This window comes from Rhodococcus sp. MS16, assembly GCF_013277795.1.
Classification (GTDB): Bacteria; Actinomycetota; Actinomycetes; order Mycobacteriales; family Mycobacteriaceae; genus Rhodococcus_F; species Rhodococcus_F globerula.
In genome coordinates this window covers 213,207-228,924 of sequence record NZ_VBTM01000003.1, presented here as the reverse complement: position 1 = coordinate 228,924, position 15,718 = coordinate 213,207, and the positions used below count along the sequence as shown (strand labels likewise).

Annotated in this window: 17 protein-coding genes; 15 read left to right on the top strand and 2 right to left on the bottom strand. The window is 59.6% G+C overall.

Translation table 11 applies throughout. From position 1 onward, the window contains the following. The first annotated feature begins 28 nt into the window (after positions 1-28). From FEZ60_RS06090 to FEZ60_RS33065, 11 genes are all read left to right on the top strand, one after another. Positions 29-988, top strand: coding sequence for an MlaD family protein (locus FEZ60_RS06090; protein ID WP_317540733.1), 960 nt, complete (start codon positions 29-31; stop codon positions 986-988). 1 nt (position 989) lies between these two features. Continuing rightward, the gene (locus FEZ60_RS06085; protein ID WP_172935742.1) at positions 990-2,015 is read left to right on the top strand and encodes an MlaD family protein; all 1,026 of its coding nucleotides are present in this window, start codon (positions 990-992) and stop codon (positions 2,013-2,015) included. A 4-nt stretch (positions 2,016-2,019) separates the two neighbouring features. Next, positions 2,020-3,018 carry an MlaD family protein gene (locus FEZ60_RS06080; RefSeq protein WP_172935741.1) on the top strand — a complete coding sequence of 333 codons (999 nt, stop codon included), beginning with the start codon at positions 2,020-2,022 and terminating at the stop codon, positions 3,016-3,018. After that, complete coding sequence (locus FEZ60_RS06075; protein WP_242484459.1) at positions 3,015-3,989, top strand: MlaD family protein; 975 nt, start codon at positions 3,015-3,017, stop codon at positions 3,987-3,989. Before FEZ60_RS06080 ends, FEZ60_RS06075 begins: the two co-directional genes overlap by 4 nt. Positions 3,990-4,030: 41 nt before the next feature. Further along, on the top strand, positions 4,031-4,651 hold the full coding sequence (locus tag FEZ60_RS06070; RefSeq protein WP_242484458.1) for a hypothetical protein: 621 nt from the start codon (positions 4,031-4,033) through the stop codon (positions 4,649-4,651). Positions 4,652-4,732: 81 nt separating this feature from the next. Then, positions 4,733-5,311: a carboxymuconolactone decarboxylase family protein gene (locus FEZ60_RS06065; RefSeq protein ID WP_033234070.1), complete on the top strand. Its 579-nt coding sequence runs from the start codon at positions 4,733-4,735 to the stop codon at positions 5,309-5,311. Positions 5,312-5,403: 92 nt separating this feature from the next. Further along, a complete protein-coding gene (locus tag FEZ60_RS06060; protein ID WP_033234071.1) occupies positions 5,404-5,817 on the top strand; it encodes a TOBE domain-containing protein in 414 nt (137 codons plus the stop codon). 8 nt (positions 5,818-5,825) lie between these two features. Further along, the gene (gene modA, locus FEZ60_RS06055; protein WP_172935739.1) at positions 5,826-6,626 is read left to right on the top strand and encodes a molybdate ABC transporter substrate-binding protein; all 801 of its coding nucleotides are present in this window, start codon (positions 5,826-5,828) and stop codon (positions 6,624-6,626) included. Next, positions 6,626-7,432: an ABC transporter permease gene (locus FEZ60_RS06050; protein ID WP_045068977.1), complete on the top strand. Its 807-nt coding sequence runs from the start codon at positions 6,626-6,628 to the stop codon at positions 7,430-7,432. The genes modA and FEZ60_RS06050 overlap by 1 nt, the downstream gene beginning before the upstream one ends. Then, positions 7,429-8,502, top strand: a complete 1,074-nt coding sequence (locus tag FEZ60_RS06045; RefSeq protein ID WP_095888359.1) for an ABC transporter ATP-binding protein — start codon at positions 7,429-7,431, stop codon at positions 8,500-8,502. Before FEZ60_RS06050 ends, FEZ60_RS06045 begins: the two co-directional genes overlap by 4 nt. 34 nt (positions 8,503-8,536) lie before the next feature. Then, positions 8,537-10,216 carry an FUSC family protein gene (locus FEZ60_RS33065; RefSeq protein ID WP_172935738.1) on the top strand — a complete coding sequence of 560 codons (1,680 nt, stop codon included), beginning with the start codon at positions 8,537-8,539 and terminating at the stop codon, positions 10,214-10,216. Positions 10,217-10,234: 18 nt separating this feature from the next. Here FEZ60_RS33065 and FEZ60_RS06035 read toward each other — a convergent pair whose 3' ends face one another. Next, the gene (locus FEZ60_RS06035; protein WP_141486417.1) at positions 10,235-10,723 is read right to left on the bottom strand and encodes a DUF1269 domain-containing protein; all 489 of its coding nucleotides are present in this window, start codon (positions 10,721-10,723) and stop codon (positions 10,235-10,237) included. A gap of 4 nt (positions 10,724-10,727) precedes the next feature. Further along, on the bottom strand, positions 10,728-12,011 hold the full coding sequence (locus tag FEZ60_RS06030; RefSeq protein WP_172935737.1) for an AI-2E family transporter: 1,284 nt from the start codon (positions 12,009-12,011) through the stop codon (positions 10,728-10,730). Between the two features lie 308 nt (positions 12,012-12,319). Between FEZ60_RS06030 and FEZ60_RS06025 the strand changes: the two genes are divergently transcribed. The 4 genes from FEZ60_RS06025 (at position 12,320) to FEZ60_RS06010 (ending at position 15,704) form a co-directional block, all read left to right on the top strand. Further along, the gene (locus FEZ60_RS06025; RefSeq protein WP_172935736.1) at positions 12,320-12,529 is read left to right on the top strand and encodes a hypothetical protein; all 210 of its coding nucleotides are present in this window, start codon (positions 12,320-12,322) and stop codon (positions 12,527-12,529) included. A 406-nt stretch (positions 12,530-12,935) separates the two neighbouring features. Further along, positions 12,936-14,015, top strand: a complete 1,080-nt coding sequence (locus tag FEZ60_RS06020) for an ABC transporter substrate-binding protein (RefSeq protein ID WP_045068991.1) — start codon at positions 12,936-12,938, stop codon at positions 14,013-14,015. Continuing rightward, positions 14,012-14,833 carry an ABC transporter ATP-binding protein gene (locus FEZ60_RS06015; RefSeq protein WP_172935735.1) on the top strand — a complete coding sequence of 274 codons (822 nt, stop codon included), beginning with the start codon at positions 14,012-14,014 and terminating at the stop codon, positions 14,831-14,833. The genes FEZ60_RS06020 and FEZ60_RS06015 overlap by 4 nt, the downstream gene beginning before the upstream one ends. Then, positions 14,826-15,704, top strand: coding sequence for an ABC transporter permease (locus FEZ60_RS06010; protein WP_033234079.1), 879 nt, complete (start codon positions 14,826-14,828; stop codon positions 15,702-15,704). The genes FEZ60_RS06015 and FEZ60_RS06010 overlap by 8 nt, the downstream gene beginning before the upstream one ends. The last annotated feature ends 14 nt before the right edge of the window (positions 15,705-15,718 follow it).

Below are 15,718 nucleotides of genomic sequence, written 5' to 3'. Positions count from 1 at the left end.
GCGCATGCCGCCCGGACCGGAGTCGGAGGTGAGGCGACAGGTTGCCTACGGCTCGGTAGTTGTACTGGCTTTGGTGATTGTGATCGTCCTCGCGACGGTGTTCTACCTCAACCCGCTCGGACGGAAGACCTTCTCGTTCAGGACTACCGACGCGTCGGCGATTACCGTCGGTCAGGACGTACGTGTCGCCGGGATCGGCGTCGGATCGGTGACCGCGGTGTCGATGGAGGCGGATTCGGTAGTGGTGGAAGCCGAGATCGAAGATTCCGTCCTGGTCGGGTCCGACTCCCGCATCGAAGTGCGGATGCTCACGCCGGTCGGCGGGTATGCCATCACCTTGATTCCTCTCGGCGAAATACCCATCGGCGACCAACCGATTCCGATGGAGCAGGTTCAGGTTCCCTACTCCATCGGCGACGTGCTTCAAGCTGCACCGAATACGACGGACAACGTCAAGGGCGAGACGGTCGACGCAAACTTGGACGAGGTCGCTCGGGCCCTCGGCGACAACCCGTCCTCGGTCGGTTCGGTCATCTCGGGAATGACGAGTATCGCCCGAATCATGGACGAACAACGTGAGCAAGTCCGTACCGTCGCCGCGCTCGCCGCGGAGTACACCCAGACATTCAATGCCAACCGCGAATTCGTCTTCGATCTCATCCGGCAGATAGACATCGTCCTCTCCACGTACAACACCACTCACGTGGGATTCAACGAGGCTTATCGTTTGCTCGGCGAGGTCTTGATGACACTTGCGCCCTTCGAGTCGTATTACCTCGACCACAAGGAAGAGGTGCTCGGCGCAGTGAACCAGGCGAAGTCCGTCATTGAGGATTTCCAGACCACGGTCGGACCGACGATCACCAATCTCGAAACGATGAGGTCGCAACTCGCAGCCTGGTTGACACCTGACGGCCTGGCCACCATTGCGGGAGGTCAACTCATGGCATCCGATATCTGTGTTCCGGTTCCCGGACGGAAGTGCTGATATGACCAAGAATTCACGTGTGTTCCTGACTGTGGGTGCCCTAGTCGGAGTTGCTCTTGTCACGGTGGCCGGCGTTGCTGCGGCCACAGCTGTCACCAGTGAGGACCGTTCGCAATTCTGCGCGGAGATGCCCGACGCAATTGGTCTGTATACCGGGAACCCGGTGACACAGATGGGATACGAGGTCGGTCGAGTCGAGTCCATCGAACCCCGGGGAGACCATGTCGAGGTGACCTTCTCGTTGGCTTCCGGACGAGCGTATCCGGCAGATGTTCGCGCGGTTACGCGATCGAAGTCGATCCTGGCCGATCGCACCCTCGAACTGGTGGGAAATTACAGCACGGGTCCGGAGCTGGCTTCGGGGAGCTGTATTCCGCTGGAGCACAGCTACACTCCGAAGAGTATCTCCGAGATTACTGGTTCGGCTGCTGATTTCATCGACGCAATCGCGCCGAACGACGGAAATCAGAGCGTCGCTGCCACGGTGGCTGGACTTGAAGAAGCACTTCGGGGGCAAGGGGAGAATGCGCGGCAGTTGATGACACATGCCGCCTCAGCTGCCTCGAATCCAGACAAACTCATTGCCGATATCGGTTCGGCTATTGCGAACATGGCCCCGCTTTCCGAAGACGCGCTGCAGAATTGGAGTTCGATCCGGTCGATTGTCGAGCAACTTCCCGACATCGTTGCAGCGGGGCCCTCGCTGTGGCCAGGAGTTATTGCAGTGTGCGAGGGTATCGGCTGGCTGGTCGCGACGCTGGACGACATCCAGCAGAGTTACGGCGCCGATATTTGGTCCTTCATGCACGGAAACGCCACAGCGTCGATAAAACTGGCGGCAACTCAGTCGAAAGATCTTGCCGGACTAATATCTTCGATTCCATCTGTTGCCCCGCTGCTCACCCAGCAGGCGTCGAACCAGAACGAGGTCAGCTTTGCGTACCAGCCGGCGACTGTGAAGTTGGATTCCGCGACCGACGTTCCAGTAGTCAGTCTGCTCGACCTTGTTCTCTTGGAAGGGAACTGATGTGATGATCACCGGAGTTCGAAAGCTACTGTGCATCATCACGTGTGGTGCAGCCCTGTCGAGCCTGTCGGCTTGTTCGCTCGGGCCGGACGATTTGCCCTCGGCGCGAAGCGGTATCGGTGAGGGCTACGAGATGATGCTGGAATTCTCGAGTGTGATGAACCTGCCGACCGGCGCAGACGTGATAATGGATGGCTTGCGAGTGGGCGAAGTGCGCTCACTCGAAGTGTCCGACAACATCGTGACCGTTCATGCCGGCATCAGAACCGATACGAGGGTCCCCGCGAATGCGGGTGCCATTATCCGCCAGGACACGCTTCTCGGAGACACCTACATCGCGATAACCCGAGACCCCGAGATTCCCGGTGGCACAATCCCACCCGGAGGCATCGTTCCGGTCAGCCGAACCATCTCTCCGCCGCAGCTCGAGGACACTATCGCAGTTCTGGCGAACTTCGTGAACGGCGGAAGTATCCAGAAGATCGAAGACGTCATGGGCCGGGTGAACAGTGTGATGCCGTCGAAGGCCGCAGTGGACGACCTTGCGTCGATCGTGGCAGTGGACATGCACGACCTGGCAGGTCGCACCGGTGAAATCGACCGGACTTTGGACGGATTGAATGCAACGGCGCTCTCGATGACGGATCGTGGGGAACAACTGGCCACGATATTCGACCCGTCAGCAGTCCATTACTGGCGCCGTGTGGCGATTTCCGTCGTATCGCACATCGGTCAGATCCTTCCGTCCGTCGGAAGTGTCTACGAAGGCGGACTGTGGATGGTGCCGATGTTGAACTCCATGGCCGACTCGGCGGATTCCATCGGTGAAACGTTGGTAGAAGCGCCACGGACATCGGTGACCGTAGCGAATTTCCTTCGCACCACCTTGATTCCGTTTGCGCAAAACCCTTCGATCGACGTCAAGTCCGTCGAAACGTCAGGCGGCGACCAAGTGATCGCCGACGCCGAGAACGTCCTTCGTTTACTAGGAGCAGTGAAATGAGGGGCAAGACTGAAATGAGGGGCAAGACACTGATGTCCGTCGTCGGGATGATTGCCATCGCGGCAGCATCATTCGTGTACATGGGTAAGGCGGGTCTGCAGTTCGGTGCGTTCGAAAATGTGAATTCTGCTCGGATGGAGCTCCGCGACACCAACGGTCTTGTGGTCGGTTCGAGGGTGCTGTTGAGAGGGGTGGCAATCGGGCACGTCAGCGAAGTGAGCGCATCAGCGGACAGCATCGAAGTTGGATGGAATTACACACGTGGGCAGAGCATTCCAGTCGACAGCGTCTTTCGCGTCGACAATCTTTCTGCGCTCGGCGAGTCGTATCTCTCGGTTCTTCCGCCATCGGAATCCGGGCCGTTCATGCAGGACGGGGACAGCGTTCCGGAGTCCCAGGTCGTGGTGCCGACAACTTTCAAGGAACTGTCCGAACGGTTGACCAGGCTGCTCGAGCAGGTGGATCCGGTTCAGGTACAGCAGATTTTCGAGACCGTGGACATCGCGCTGCCCGACGACTTTGCTGTGCTGAACAATCTCAGCCGAGCGGGAGAGCTGTTGGCTGCCACACTGGCCCAGCAATCCGACAACGTCACTACGCTGTTCGAGACCTTGCAACCCCTTCTCATGGAGAGCGGCACCCTGCCAGCGGGACTACGAGACTCAACTCCTCAGGTCGCAGAATTCGGCCAGGGATTCCACGACCTTCTGACCGGAATTCATTTTGCGGTGGTGAAGGGACCTCTCCGTGACGGTATCGCGGAAGGTGTCAGCCCATTTCTGGGTGAGTTGCAGACTTTCCTCGACGAAACCGCTCCGTCCATCGAAGCGATCGGAGTGAATCTACTTCCCGCAGTACAAGCCGGCGCCGCCTCCGTACGAACCGTCGACATCGGGCGCTTGCTCGACAACATTCTTGCGGCTACCGCATCCGGGGACGCGTTGACCGTTCATGCACGAATTCCGGGCTGACTGTTCATCACCAAGGCACGATGCAACGAAAGGCAAAAATCATGCAGGATACCGCCGTTACCGAAACTGCTGCTGAAGTCGATACCGATACCCGAACGTCCGAATCGTCAACCGATTCCGGTCGCGCGGTACCTCGAACGGTGGCGTTGAAACCCCTTGTACTCGGTCTTGTCGTCGCATTTCTGGTGATCGGTCTTGCGGCGGTGACGTGGCAGCTTCGGTCCAAGTCGGATGAACTCTCCGCGATCCACTCGGCAGAAGCCGGTCGAGCACAGGCCGAACAGATCGCCTTGGATTATGCGACCGGGGCCGCGGAGATGGACTTTCGGGACCTGCCGGCCTGGCGAGCGAGATTGACCCAGGGAACCAGTGCGGAACTCTCCAACCGGTTGACACAAGCGTCGTCGTCGATGGAGCAGATCATCTCGCCGCTCCAGTGGACATCCACTGCGCAACCGATATCCGCAAAGGCCGTAGCGGGTGACGGCGGTATTTATTCGGTGGACTGCTTTGTCAGTGTCATGACCACCAACAGTCAAGCTCCCGAGGGAATCATGTCGACAGCGACGTACAAACTCACCATCGACAGTGGAGACGACTGGAAGATTACGGAGATCAGCGGAATCGACTCGGCACTTTCCGGCGATAAGGCTCCTCGATGAGACGATCACGTTTAGAACGCGGTATTCGTTCCACTCTGTAAGTGACACCGATTGTGGTGCCGCAGACTTACGGAGGTTGTCATGCCCCGCATACCCGCAGTGGCGCCCGGTGACGGCGGACCACTGATCAAAGTGGCGTACAAGTTCGCCGCCCGGCAGTTCGACGAGGTCCCTGAACCGTTTGCCGTGCTCGCGAACCACAAGAAGCTGTTTCTGGCGGCCGCCGGGCATGAAATGGCAGTGCAGAAAGCGTCCAAAGTTCTGCCGGTGAGTGTCCGGGAGTTGGCGGTCTACCGAGTCGCCTCTACCGTGGGCTGTTCGTGGTGCGTCGACTTCGGCACGATGCTCGCGCGTCTGGACGGCCTTGACGTCGAGCGTTTGAAAGCGATTGAGCATTATCGAGACTCGCCGCTCTACAGCGAGGACGAGCGAGCAGCCATCGCGTACGCGGACGCGATGACAGGCGACCCACACGGTGAGCACGGAGTGACCGACGAGCAGGTTGCGGACCTCGAGAGTCGGTTCGGTAGGGCAGGCGTGGTGGAGCTGACCTATCAGATCGGGCTGGAGAACATGCGCTCGCGAATGTATTCCGCGTTGGGAATCACGGAACAGGGATTCGGTACCGACTCCTGCCGAGTTCCGTGGTCTCAAGAGTAGAACTCCGCAAGAGCGGATGAATTGATCTATCTTTAACGCACTTGCGGACATTTTGGCTTGTTCGGGGCTGCTGCGAGCCCTACGATCATGAGGTGCCCAACATACGAATACGCGAAGCGGCCGGGCTACTGGGTGTCAGTGACGACACCGTGCGTCGATGGATCGACAGCGGGCAGCTGAGCGCGGCAACCGACGATTCGGGTCGCAAGGTGATCGACGGCGCCGAACTGGCTGCGTTTGCGCGATCCAACGCGGCTCCCGCTCCCGTGGATCCGCTCAGTACCGGGACGTCGGCCCGCAACCGGTTTGCCGGCCTCGTGACCAAGGTTGTCACCGACACGGTGATGGCGCAGGTCGAAATGCAGTGCGGTCCGTTCACCGTGGTCTCGCTGATGAGCACCGACGCCGTTCGTGAATTGGGATTGGAAGTCGGCAGCATCGCGGTTGCCGTAGTCAAAGCCACAACCGTGATCGTGGAAACCCCGTCAACGTTGAAAACGCAGTGAGGAAATCAGTGAAAAAAGCGATCGGAATAGTTGCCTCAGGTGTTCTCTCGCTTGCTCTGGTGAGCGGTTGCAGTAGCTCGGACAGCTCGTCACCTTCGACGTCGACGGCGGCTGCCAGTACTTCGGCAACCGTGACCGGCGACATCACCGTTTTTGCGGCGGCATCGCTGAAGAACACATTTACCGAACTCGGCAAGGAATTCGAGGCCGAAAACCCCGGAACTACAGTTACTTTCAGTTTCGCTGGTTCGTCGGATCTGGTTGCGCAGATCATCCAGGGCGCTCCCGCGGACGTGTTTGCGTCGGCTGATGCGGCAAACATGAAGAAGGCCACCGACGCTGGAGTTGTTGCAGGTACGCCCTCCGACTTTGCGAGCAATACCCTCACGATCGTGGTGCCGCCAGGTAACCCGAAGGGAATCATCTCGTTCGCCGATTTGGCCGAGGAGGGAACACAATTGGTGATCTGTGCTCCCCAGGTTCCCTGCGGGGCTGCCACAAAGAAGGTCGAAGAAGCGAGCGGTGAAAGCCTGAAGCCGGTCAGTGAGGAGTCCTCGGTAACCGACGTGCTGAACAAAGTCACCTCAGGTCAGGCAGATGCCGGCATCGTGTACGTAACAGACGCGAAGTCGGCGGGCGACAAGGTCGAGACCATCGCCTTCCCCGAGGCCGCTTCCGTTGTCAACCTGTACCAGGTTGCAGCACTGAAGGATTCGAAGAACCTCACCACCGCGACCAAGTTCGTTGATCTCGTGAGTGGCCCGAAGGGTCTGGCTGTTCTGACGAATGCAGGATTTGCCGCTCCGTGATGCGAATCAGACCGGCAGTCCGTGCTCCGCTCGGGCTGCCGGTATGGATTTATCTCCCTGCCGTGATCGGCGGGGCCTTCGTGATAGTTCCGTTGCTCGCGATGCTGCAGACGGTGCAATGGTCGCAGTTCTGGCAACTCGTGACCTCGGAGTCGTCTATAGCGGCTCTGAAGCTGAGCCTGAAGACCGCGGCGATGAGCACAGTGCTCTGCATTCTCTTCGGGGTACCGATGGCTGTGGTGCTGGCGCGCAGCAGTTTCCGCGGACTGTCGGTACTGCGGTCACTGATCTTGCTGCCGCTGGTCCTGCCTCCGGTCGTGGGCGGAATCGCGCTGCTCTACACGTTCGGCCGCAAAGGGCTGATCGGGGAGCAGTTGGAAGTGCTCGGAATTCAGATCGCATTCTCCACGACCGCCGTTGTTCTGGCACAAACGTTTGTCGCGCTGCCGTTTCTGGTGGTCAGTCTCGAAGGGGCACTGCGGACGGCAGGCACTCGTTACGAGGCCGTGGCATCAACGCTCGGAGCCAGGCCGACCACGGTGCTACGACGCGTCACTCTGCCTCTGGTGATTCCCGGCCTGGTTTCGGGAGCCGTACTCGCCTTTGCGCGCGCGTTGGGGGAGTTCGGTGCGACGCTGACGTTTGCCGGCAGCCTACAAGGAGTCACCCGCACCTTGCCGCTGGAGATCTACCTGCAACGTGAGAGCGATCCCGATGCTGCCGTGGCACTTTCGCTGGTTCTGGTTGTTGTTGCCGTGGTCATCGTCGTCGCCGTCCGTGGGCGCGGATCGGCGGGATCACTGTGAGCGGCCTGCACGTGGATGTCGAAATCCCCGAACGCGACGTGATCGCCTCGTTCGACGTTGCCGCCGGTGAGGTGACAGCGATACTCGGTCCGAACGGCGCCGGAAAATCGACGGTGCTGGCTGCTGTTGCGGGACTGCATCATCCGAATCGTGGGCGAATCGAACTCAATGGACGGGTGCTGACCGATACCGCTGCCGGAGTCTGCGTGTCTCCGCATAAACGTGGGACGGTCCTGCTCGCTCAGGACGCACTGCTCTTTCCTCATCTCAGTGCCATGGACAACGTCGCGTTTGCACCGCGCAGTGCCGGGCGGTCTCGTCGTGAATCCGCGCAGGCGGCCCGCCACTGGCTCGGCGCCGTCGACGCCGGCGAGTTGGCGGATCGGAAACCGTCGCAGCTGTCCGGGGGACAGGCACAACGTGTTGCAGTGGCGCGAGCACTGGCGGCTGAGCCTGAACTACTGCTCCTCGACGAACCGATGTCAGCACTCGACGTATCGTCGGCCCCGGCGCTGCGTTCCTTGCTGCGACGAGTGCTGCGAACCGGTAACCGCACAGCCGTTCTGGTGACTCATGATGCGCTTGATGCCTTGGCGCTCGCGGATAGCGTCGTGGTTATGGATGGTGGACGCGTCGTCGAACGTGGAGATGTCCGGACGGTTCTGACGCGTCCTCGTAGTACGTTTGCCGCCAGGATTGCCGGAATCAATCTGCGTAGTGGCGTCATGATCGAGGACTGCGCGATCCGAACTCCTGGTGGTACCGCCATCGCCGGCCTTGCCGAAGTGGCTGTGCCAGTGGGTAGCCCAGCAGTTGCGATGTTCGAACCCAGTGCTGTGTCGGTGTATCTCCATCCGCCGCACGGAAGCCCTCGCAACGCGTTCGACGTCACCGTTGCCGAGATCGAGAATCGAGGCTCGACGGTTCGGGTACGAGCCGAGGACGACGAGGGACAGCCGGGACTTTCAGCCGATATCACGACAGCAGCGGCGGCCGAGCTCGATCTCGTACCGGGCGCGACGGTGACCTTCGTTGTCAAAGCGACAGAGACGCTGATCTACGCTCAGTAACGTCTCACACGATATTCGGCTCGAAGGATGGGTAGTGAACCCCGAGGACGCACCACCAGGGGAGCCTGCCGTTGTTCCCGCACCACGGCCTGCGCGGAGTGTGTTGCTCGGATTGCCGCCGGTGGGAAACCGATTTCCAGGAGCCGTTCGGGTGGCGCTCGCCCTCGCGATTCCGGCGACAATCGCGACGCTTCTCGGATACGGCTCTGCGTCGCTTCTCGTCGGGCTGGGAGCCTTCGCCTCGATTTACGGTGAAGGCCGGCCATACCGGAGCCGGTGGAAAGCCGTCGGCATTGCCGCGTTGGCCTTGACGGTTCTCTCCTTCATCGGCGCATCGGTGGGCGAACCGATCCACCGGGCTATTTCCGAAGGGGCCCCCGAGGCTCTCCTGATACTCGTCATTCTGGTCATGGCAGTCGTGGTGTCGACCTGTGCGTTCACCGTTGACGCGTTGCGATTGGGGCCACCAGGAGCGTTCTTCCTCTTGTTGACGACAGAGATCAGTTCGGTGATCGCCACTCCGGGACAACCGCCGACAGAGGTTGCTCTGTGGACGGCCGTAGGCGGAGCGAGCGCACTACTCGTATCCATGACGGGGATACTGTGGGCGCCGAGAGCGGTGGAACACGCTGCCGTCGACGCGGCCGTGTCGGCCGTCGACGAATACGTGGCGGCGACAGATCAAGCGAACCGTCACGCTGCCGCGCTGCGACTTCAGGATGCATGGCAATGCCTGTACCGCGGAAAGATTGTCGGTACCGATCATCCGCTCACTCGTGAGCTGGAGCGCGCGCAGATGCGGATGGCGCGAGCACTGGCCGACGATCACGACCCGGAGTTGATGGCGGACGCAGCTTTCGACATCGACGAGGTAGGTGTGTATCCGCCTTTGCCCGACCCGACGATCCGGTACAGATTTCTGCGGGCCTGCAATCCGTCCAGTCGAGCGACGATCACTGCAATCCGGCTACTTCTTGCCTGCATCGCAGCGGGAAGCCTGACGGTTCTTCTCGGAATCGACCGACCGGATTGGGCAGTGATCGCAGCCGCGATGGTTCTCCACCAGGGGCCGGATCGAATTCTGGGAACCTATCGGGGGATTCACCGGATCGGCGGGACCGTTCTCGGGTTACTCGTGCTCGGCGGGGTGTATCTGTGGAGCCCGACCGGCCTTGCCATGGTGGCGGTACTTGCTGTGCTGCAGTTGGGAATCGAGCTGTTCCTGGTGCGCAATTACGGAGTCGCCGTCATCTTCATCACGCCGATGGCGATCCTTCTGGGTGCCGCCGGTGGCGCACACGGCACCGTGCAGCATCTTGTCCTGAGTCGAATGATCGAAACAGCAGTCGGCGTTGTGGTCGCACTGATCGTGCTGTGGACTGTGGGCCGCCGTGCTCATCGCCGAACTTTGGAGTGGGTCGACGGGCGCGTGGCGCGACTGCTCGGCGTGCTGCTCACCGACATTCGGGCGGCAGAGCGTGCGCCGAGTGCAGAATTGTGTCGAGATCTGGAGTTCGAACTTCGCGGCGCCGCCATGGCGGGAATCGATGCAGCGCACAACGAACCGGACTGGGCAACACAGCAGTGGGCAGCGCACACCGAGTTGCATCACCTTGGATCCGATGTGCTGCACCGGTTGTCGTTCGGCACCACGGTGTCGCGCTCGCACCTCGAGAACTGGGAACGACGCTACGCGGCGTGCCGATCGAGCTGACCGAATCCACTGTTAGTACTACTCGGCGAACACGTTCCGTAGCTGCTGTTCCTGCTCGTGGCTGAGGTTCGTCGACACCAGTTCACCGGACTGACCGTCGAATGCCTCATGTACCCGGTCGATGATGGCGTCCGAAGTCAGTACGAACAGTGCCGAAGTTCCGGGGGTGACGTTCTTGCGGACACCGGCTATGAATTCGTCGTCGATTCCCACATCCGTCAAAGAACCGGCGAGCGCGCCGATCCCGGCCCCGAGCGCAGCTCCGAGTAGCGGGATGAAGAAGAGTAACCCGAATAGCAGTCCCCAGAATGCGCCTCCGAGTGCGCCGGCACCGGTGACGTTGTTGAGCTGGCGAGTCTTGGGCTTATTTGCCCCTTCGGGCCACGACACAAGCGCTGCGTCGCGAACCTTGATCAGTTCCTGTCTCTGAAGGTCTTCGAGTGTGGTGATCGCGGTATCCGCGCCCGAGGGCGTCGGGAACTTCCACACCGTCAAGGTTGCACTCATTCATTTACTCCTTTATCTGCCGAGATTTCCCCGAAGTTGACGGTAGAGATGCGGTTCCGGTGAGCGGTGTCCTGCGTTTCGATACCGATCCATCCTCGATTTCGACTCTCCCGAACACATCACCCGGCACGGATGATCCGGTGCCCAGTGAGGAATCAGGATCGCAGCGGCACACTCCAGTACCTGGCTCGGTTTCCGATGCGACCGTTGTACTGGTGGGGTCAGATTCGTTCAGCAGAACGTCGGCCCAGCGGGTCGAGGGGTCGATGTCGACCAGGAACGCTTTGGCCATCAATGTCAACGGGATTGCGAGAATTGCGCCCAGTGGGCCGAGGACCCATGACCAGAAGACCAGCGACAGGAATGTCAACGTGACCGAGAGTCCGACTGCGTCGCCGACGAATTTGGGTTGGATCACCGATTGGATGATCACGTTCACCACACTGTAGAGAACGATGACCGTCAGCATCGGACCGACACCGCCGTCGAGGAGGGCAAGTAGCGCGGGTGGGACGAGGCCGAGGACAAATCCGATGTTCGGGATGTAGTTCGTGATGAAGGAGAGCACGCCCCACAGGATGGGGAGTGGTATCCCGAGCGCCCACAGAAGCCCAGTATCGAGTACGGCGACAATAGCGCCGAAAACTGTTGATACGACAAGATATTTTCGTGTTCCCGACGAGAACGACATGAACGCTCCGGCGATGTCCGGGCGCGATCTCACGAGCACCTGCATCCGCTGCGAGTAACCGCTGCCGTCGATCGCCATGAACAGTAGCAACACGACAAGGAACACAAGATTCGACAGCAGTCCGAGCGTATCTTCCAAAAGCCCTGTCAGCACACGGGTGATAGTTCCCGAATCTACCGAGGACAGCATGTTGTGAATCTGATCCGACCCGATCCCCAGATTGCCGAGCCGGCTTTTGGCGTCCGTGAGAAGTTGATCGAACTGCTCCTCGTATGCAGGGAGCAGTGTCCCCAATCTCGCGACGGAATAGATGAGAAAGAAGACCAGAGTGTTGAGAATGGTGTACACCGCAACCAGAGCAGTAAGGGTCGCAAGCCATCGGGGTAATCCCTTCCGCTGCAGCCAATCAGGTACGGGATGAACGGCGACGGTCAGCATCAGGGCCAGAAAGACCGGCCCGAGGATACTGGAGAATGCTTTTGTACCTGCGACAGTGACAACCAGTCCGGTCAGCCCGAGCAACACGATGAGGCCGCGCGGCAACAACCACTGTGATGGGACTGGCGCACCTTCGGCCGATTCGAGTTCTTGCGTCATGGTCTCCTCCGAACGAATCGCGATGGTGTCCGGAAAAGAATTGCACCGGAGGTTGTTTGCTGTCATCACCCGGAATAGATGAGCGCTCATCCTTTCGGGGTGATGCCAGAAGACCGGATACTTCCGATACTGATCGCACGACGATGTTGCGCAGAAGGAGACATCATGACAAGTGCAGAGACATCTCCAGCCAACCACGCTGTCCGGCAAGGCTTTGCAATCGTTACTACGGCGGCAACTTCACTTTTGTTCGTTGCGGCCATCGGCGAAGCGATCTAGAACGATCTCGGCATTTTCGGGTGGAAACCGTGAGCGAAGAATCCTCGAACACCGAAGACTTTGACGATGATTCAGACTTTGACGATGATTCAGACTTTGACGATGATTCAGCGGAACGTAGGTACGAACTAGGCGAACCAGCACTTATCCTCGACGGCCGAGTATTTTACTCGGTAATCTTTGTTGCCGCCCTGGCAACACTTGCGGCTGTCGGAATGCTCGGTGGATTCAGTGTTTGAGAATGATGCAGCCCGATAGCTACTTGCAGTGCCGATCGAGCTGACCGAACAGCGGACTACATGTCCCGTTTCGGTGGTCTTCACACATTAAAATCCGGCGTGAATAAATCGTTGACGCACGTGGGGGGCGCCGACATATGGTGTCGGCACTGCCTACAAAGGTACTGCCTTCGACGGTATTACCAGCCAAGGTACTGCCTTCCACGTTTGGAGTCCCACGTGTTCTCGTCCTGTCGCTGTTGTCGCTGAACCGACAACCACCCGCATCTGCCTCCGCAGAGCACATCGTACGACGCTGCGTGAACTTCACCCGTCGAGCGCTCTCTGCAGGACATGACGTTTCGGTACAGCCGAGGGCCGATGTAGCCGATCACGGCACAAATCATCTTCTACAGGAAGCACCTTCATGATTCGCCCCCGTTTCGCGCGCTCTGTCGCCGCGGCCCTCGCACTTGTCTCTCTAGCCGGCCTCGCCGTCGCATGCTCCGGTTCCTCCGACGAAGTGGTCAAGACCGCTGACGGTAAGACCGTCCTTCGCTACGAGGGGAGTGCAGGTCAGGTATTGTTCCCGGAACTTGCCGCCGACCTCGGGTATTTCAACGACGTGCAACTCGACTGGATCGGCGACACCACCAGTGGTCCGCAGAGTATCCAGAATGCAGCCACCGGTCAGACCGACTTCGGCGGAGCCTTCAACGGAGCCATCGTGAAGTTGGCTGCTGCCGGATCTCCGATCACTTCGGTCATCGGTTACTACGGCTCGGACAAGCAGAGTTTCAATGGGTACTACGTACTTGACGGTAGTCCGATCACATCGGCAAAGGACCTGATCGGCAAGAAGGTCGGAATGAACACCCTCGGGGCGCACCACGAGTTTGTCGTCCGTGAATGGCTTGCGCGGGAAGGTCTTACGCCGGACGAGATCAACCAGGTGGAACTGATCGTTGTTCCTCCGGTCAACACGGAACAGGCACTACGCCAGGGTCAGATCGACGTCGCAACCCTCGGATCGGTCTTCCGAGATTCGGCTCTCGAACGTGGAGGTCTGCGTGAGCTTTTCACGGACGAATCGCTGTTCGGATCGTTCACCTACGGCACGTTGGTATTCCGCGACGACTACATCGCGCAGAACAAAGATGCAGTCGCTGACTTCGTGCAGGGAACAGCACGCGCCATTCGTTGGACGCAGACGCACTCGCGCGATGAAGTAGTCGCCAAATTTACCTCGATCATCAACTCTCGGGGACGCAACGAAGACACGAAGCTGATCAGCTACTGGAAGAGCCCGGGAGTCGCCGGACCCGGTGGAGTGATTGAGGACGTCGAGATCAGTACCTGGATCGACTGGTTGACCCGCAACGGTGAATTGGAGGAAGGGAAACTGACTCCGGCGGACATCTATACCAACACATTCAACCCGTACGCCAACGGGACGTACACACCCGAAAGTGGCGCTGACGGACAGGCATTGGAGGTCGGAAAATGAGCACTCAACCGAAACTTCGGCTAGAGGACGTCACCAAGGAATTCGACATTCGCGGGACGAGTGAAAAATTCACGGCGGTCGAGGGCATCAACATCGACGTGGCACCGGGCGAGTTTCTGGTCCTCGTCGGCCCCAGCGGCTGCGGCAAGTCCACTCTGCTCGATCTGCTCGGCGGGCTCAGTTCTCCGACATCAGGCCGAATCCTTTTGGACGGCAAGCAGATCACCGGTCCGGGGCTGGATCGCGGAATTGTCTTCCAACAGTATGCTCTGCTGCCGTGGCGCACTGCTCGTCACAACATCGAGTTCGGATTGGAGGCCAAGGGCGTCAAGAAGAGCACACGACGCGAACTTGCCGATCATTACCTCGAGTTGGTCGGCTTGGAGGGCTTCGCCGATCGGTACCCCCACGAGCTGTCCGGCGGTATGAAGCAGCGGGTCGCCATCGCTCGCAGCCTTGCCTTCGACCCGGAAGTGTTGCTGATGGACGAGCCGTTTGCGGCATTGGACGCACAGACGAGGGAATCGTTGCAGGGCGAGTTGCTCCGGATCTGGAAAGCGACAGGCAAGACGATTCTGTTCATCACTCACGGTATCGACGAGGCCATCTATCTCGGACAACGCGTGGCCGTCTTGACGTCCCGGCCTGGCCGGGTGAAGACGATCGTCGATATCGACATCGATCGGACCGCCGCGGATGTGCGCTCCGGTGAGCAATTCCGCGATTTCCGGCACCAGATCTGGACCCTTCTGCACGGTGAAGTGGAACGTGCGCGGACCGATGAGCTCGATCCGACGAAGGAGGCCGCGAATGTCTAGCGCACTGGCAATCCCGGAATTGGTTACCGCGCCGGAACCGACATCAGAGCGGAGGGTCGGCTCTGTGACCCGAAAGTCGGCCGATCAGGTCGGCGCCGCAGCACGTTACGTGCGATCGACGGCATGGCGCATCACAAAGCCTTCGATTGCCATCGCTGTGCTACTCGGAATCTGGGAATTAGCACCACGCTTCGGGTTGGTGGACAGGGTTTTTCTCCCACCGTTCAGTGAAGTGGTGTCGGCGTTCTTCACTCTGGTCGGTAACGGCCAACTGCAAGAACACGTCACCGCAAGCTTGTCTCGTGCCTTGACCGGATTTTTTGTGGCAGTAGTGGTCGCGGTTCCGTTGGGTATCGCGATTGCGTGGTACCGCCCCGTTTCGGACTTCCTCAACCCGATCCTCGAACTGTTCCGCAACACAGCGGCTTTGGCGCTACTGCCCGTATTCGTGCTGATACTCGGAATCGGTGAAGAGTCGAAGATCGCGCTGGTGATCTATGCCTGCACCTTCCCGATCCTGCTCAATACGATCTCCGGAGTGCGCAGCGTTGATCCTTTGCTCGTCAAATCCGCTGTATCACTCGGGTTTTCCCCGATCAGGCTGTTCCAGAAGGTTGTCCTCCCGGCCGCGGTTCCTACGATCTTCACCGGGATTCGGATGTCGGCCGCGTCGTCGATCCTCGTGCTGATTGCAGCCGAAATGGTCGGAGCCAAAGCTGGTCTCGGATATCTGATCACCGCTTCCCAGTTGAATTTCCAGATTCCCAACATGTATGCGGGCATCATCGCAATCTCCTTGCTCGGTCTTAGTCTCAACGGTGTCCTGGTGCTGATCGAACGCCGGCTCTCACGCTGGCGTCCCGCCACCTGATACTCACTCATCGG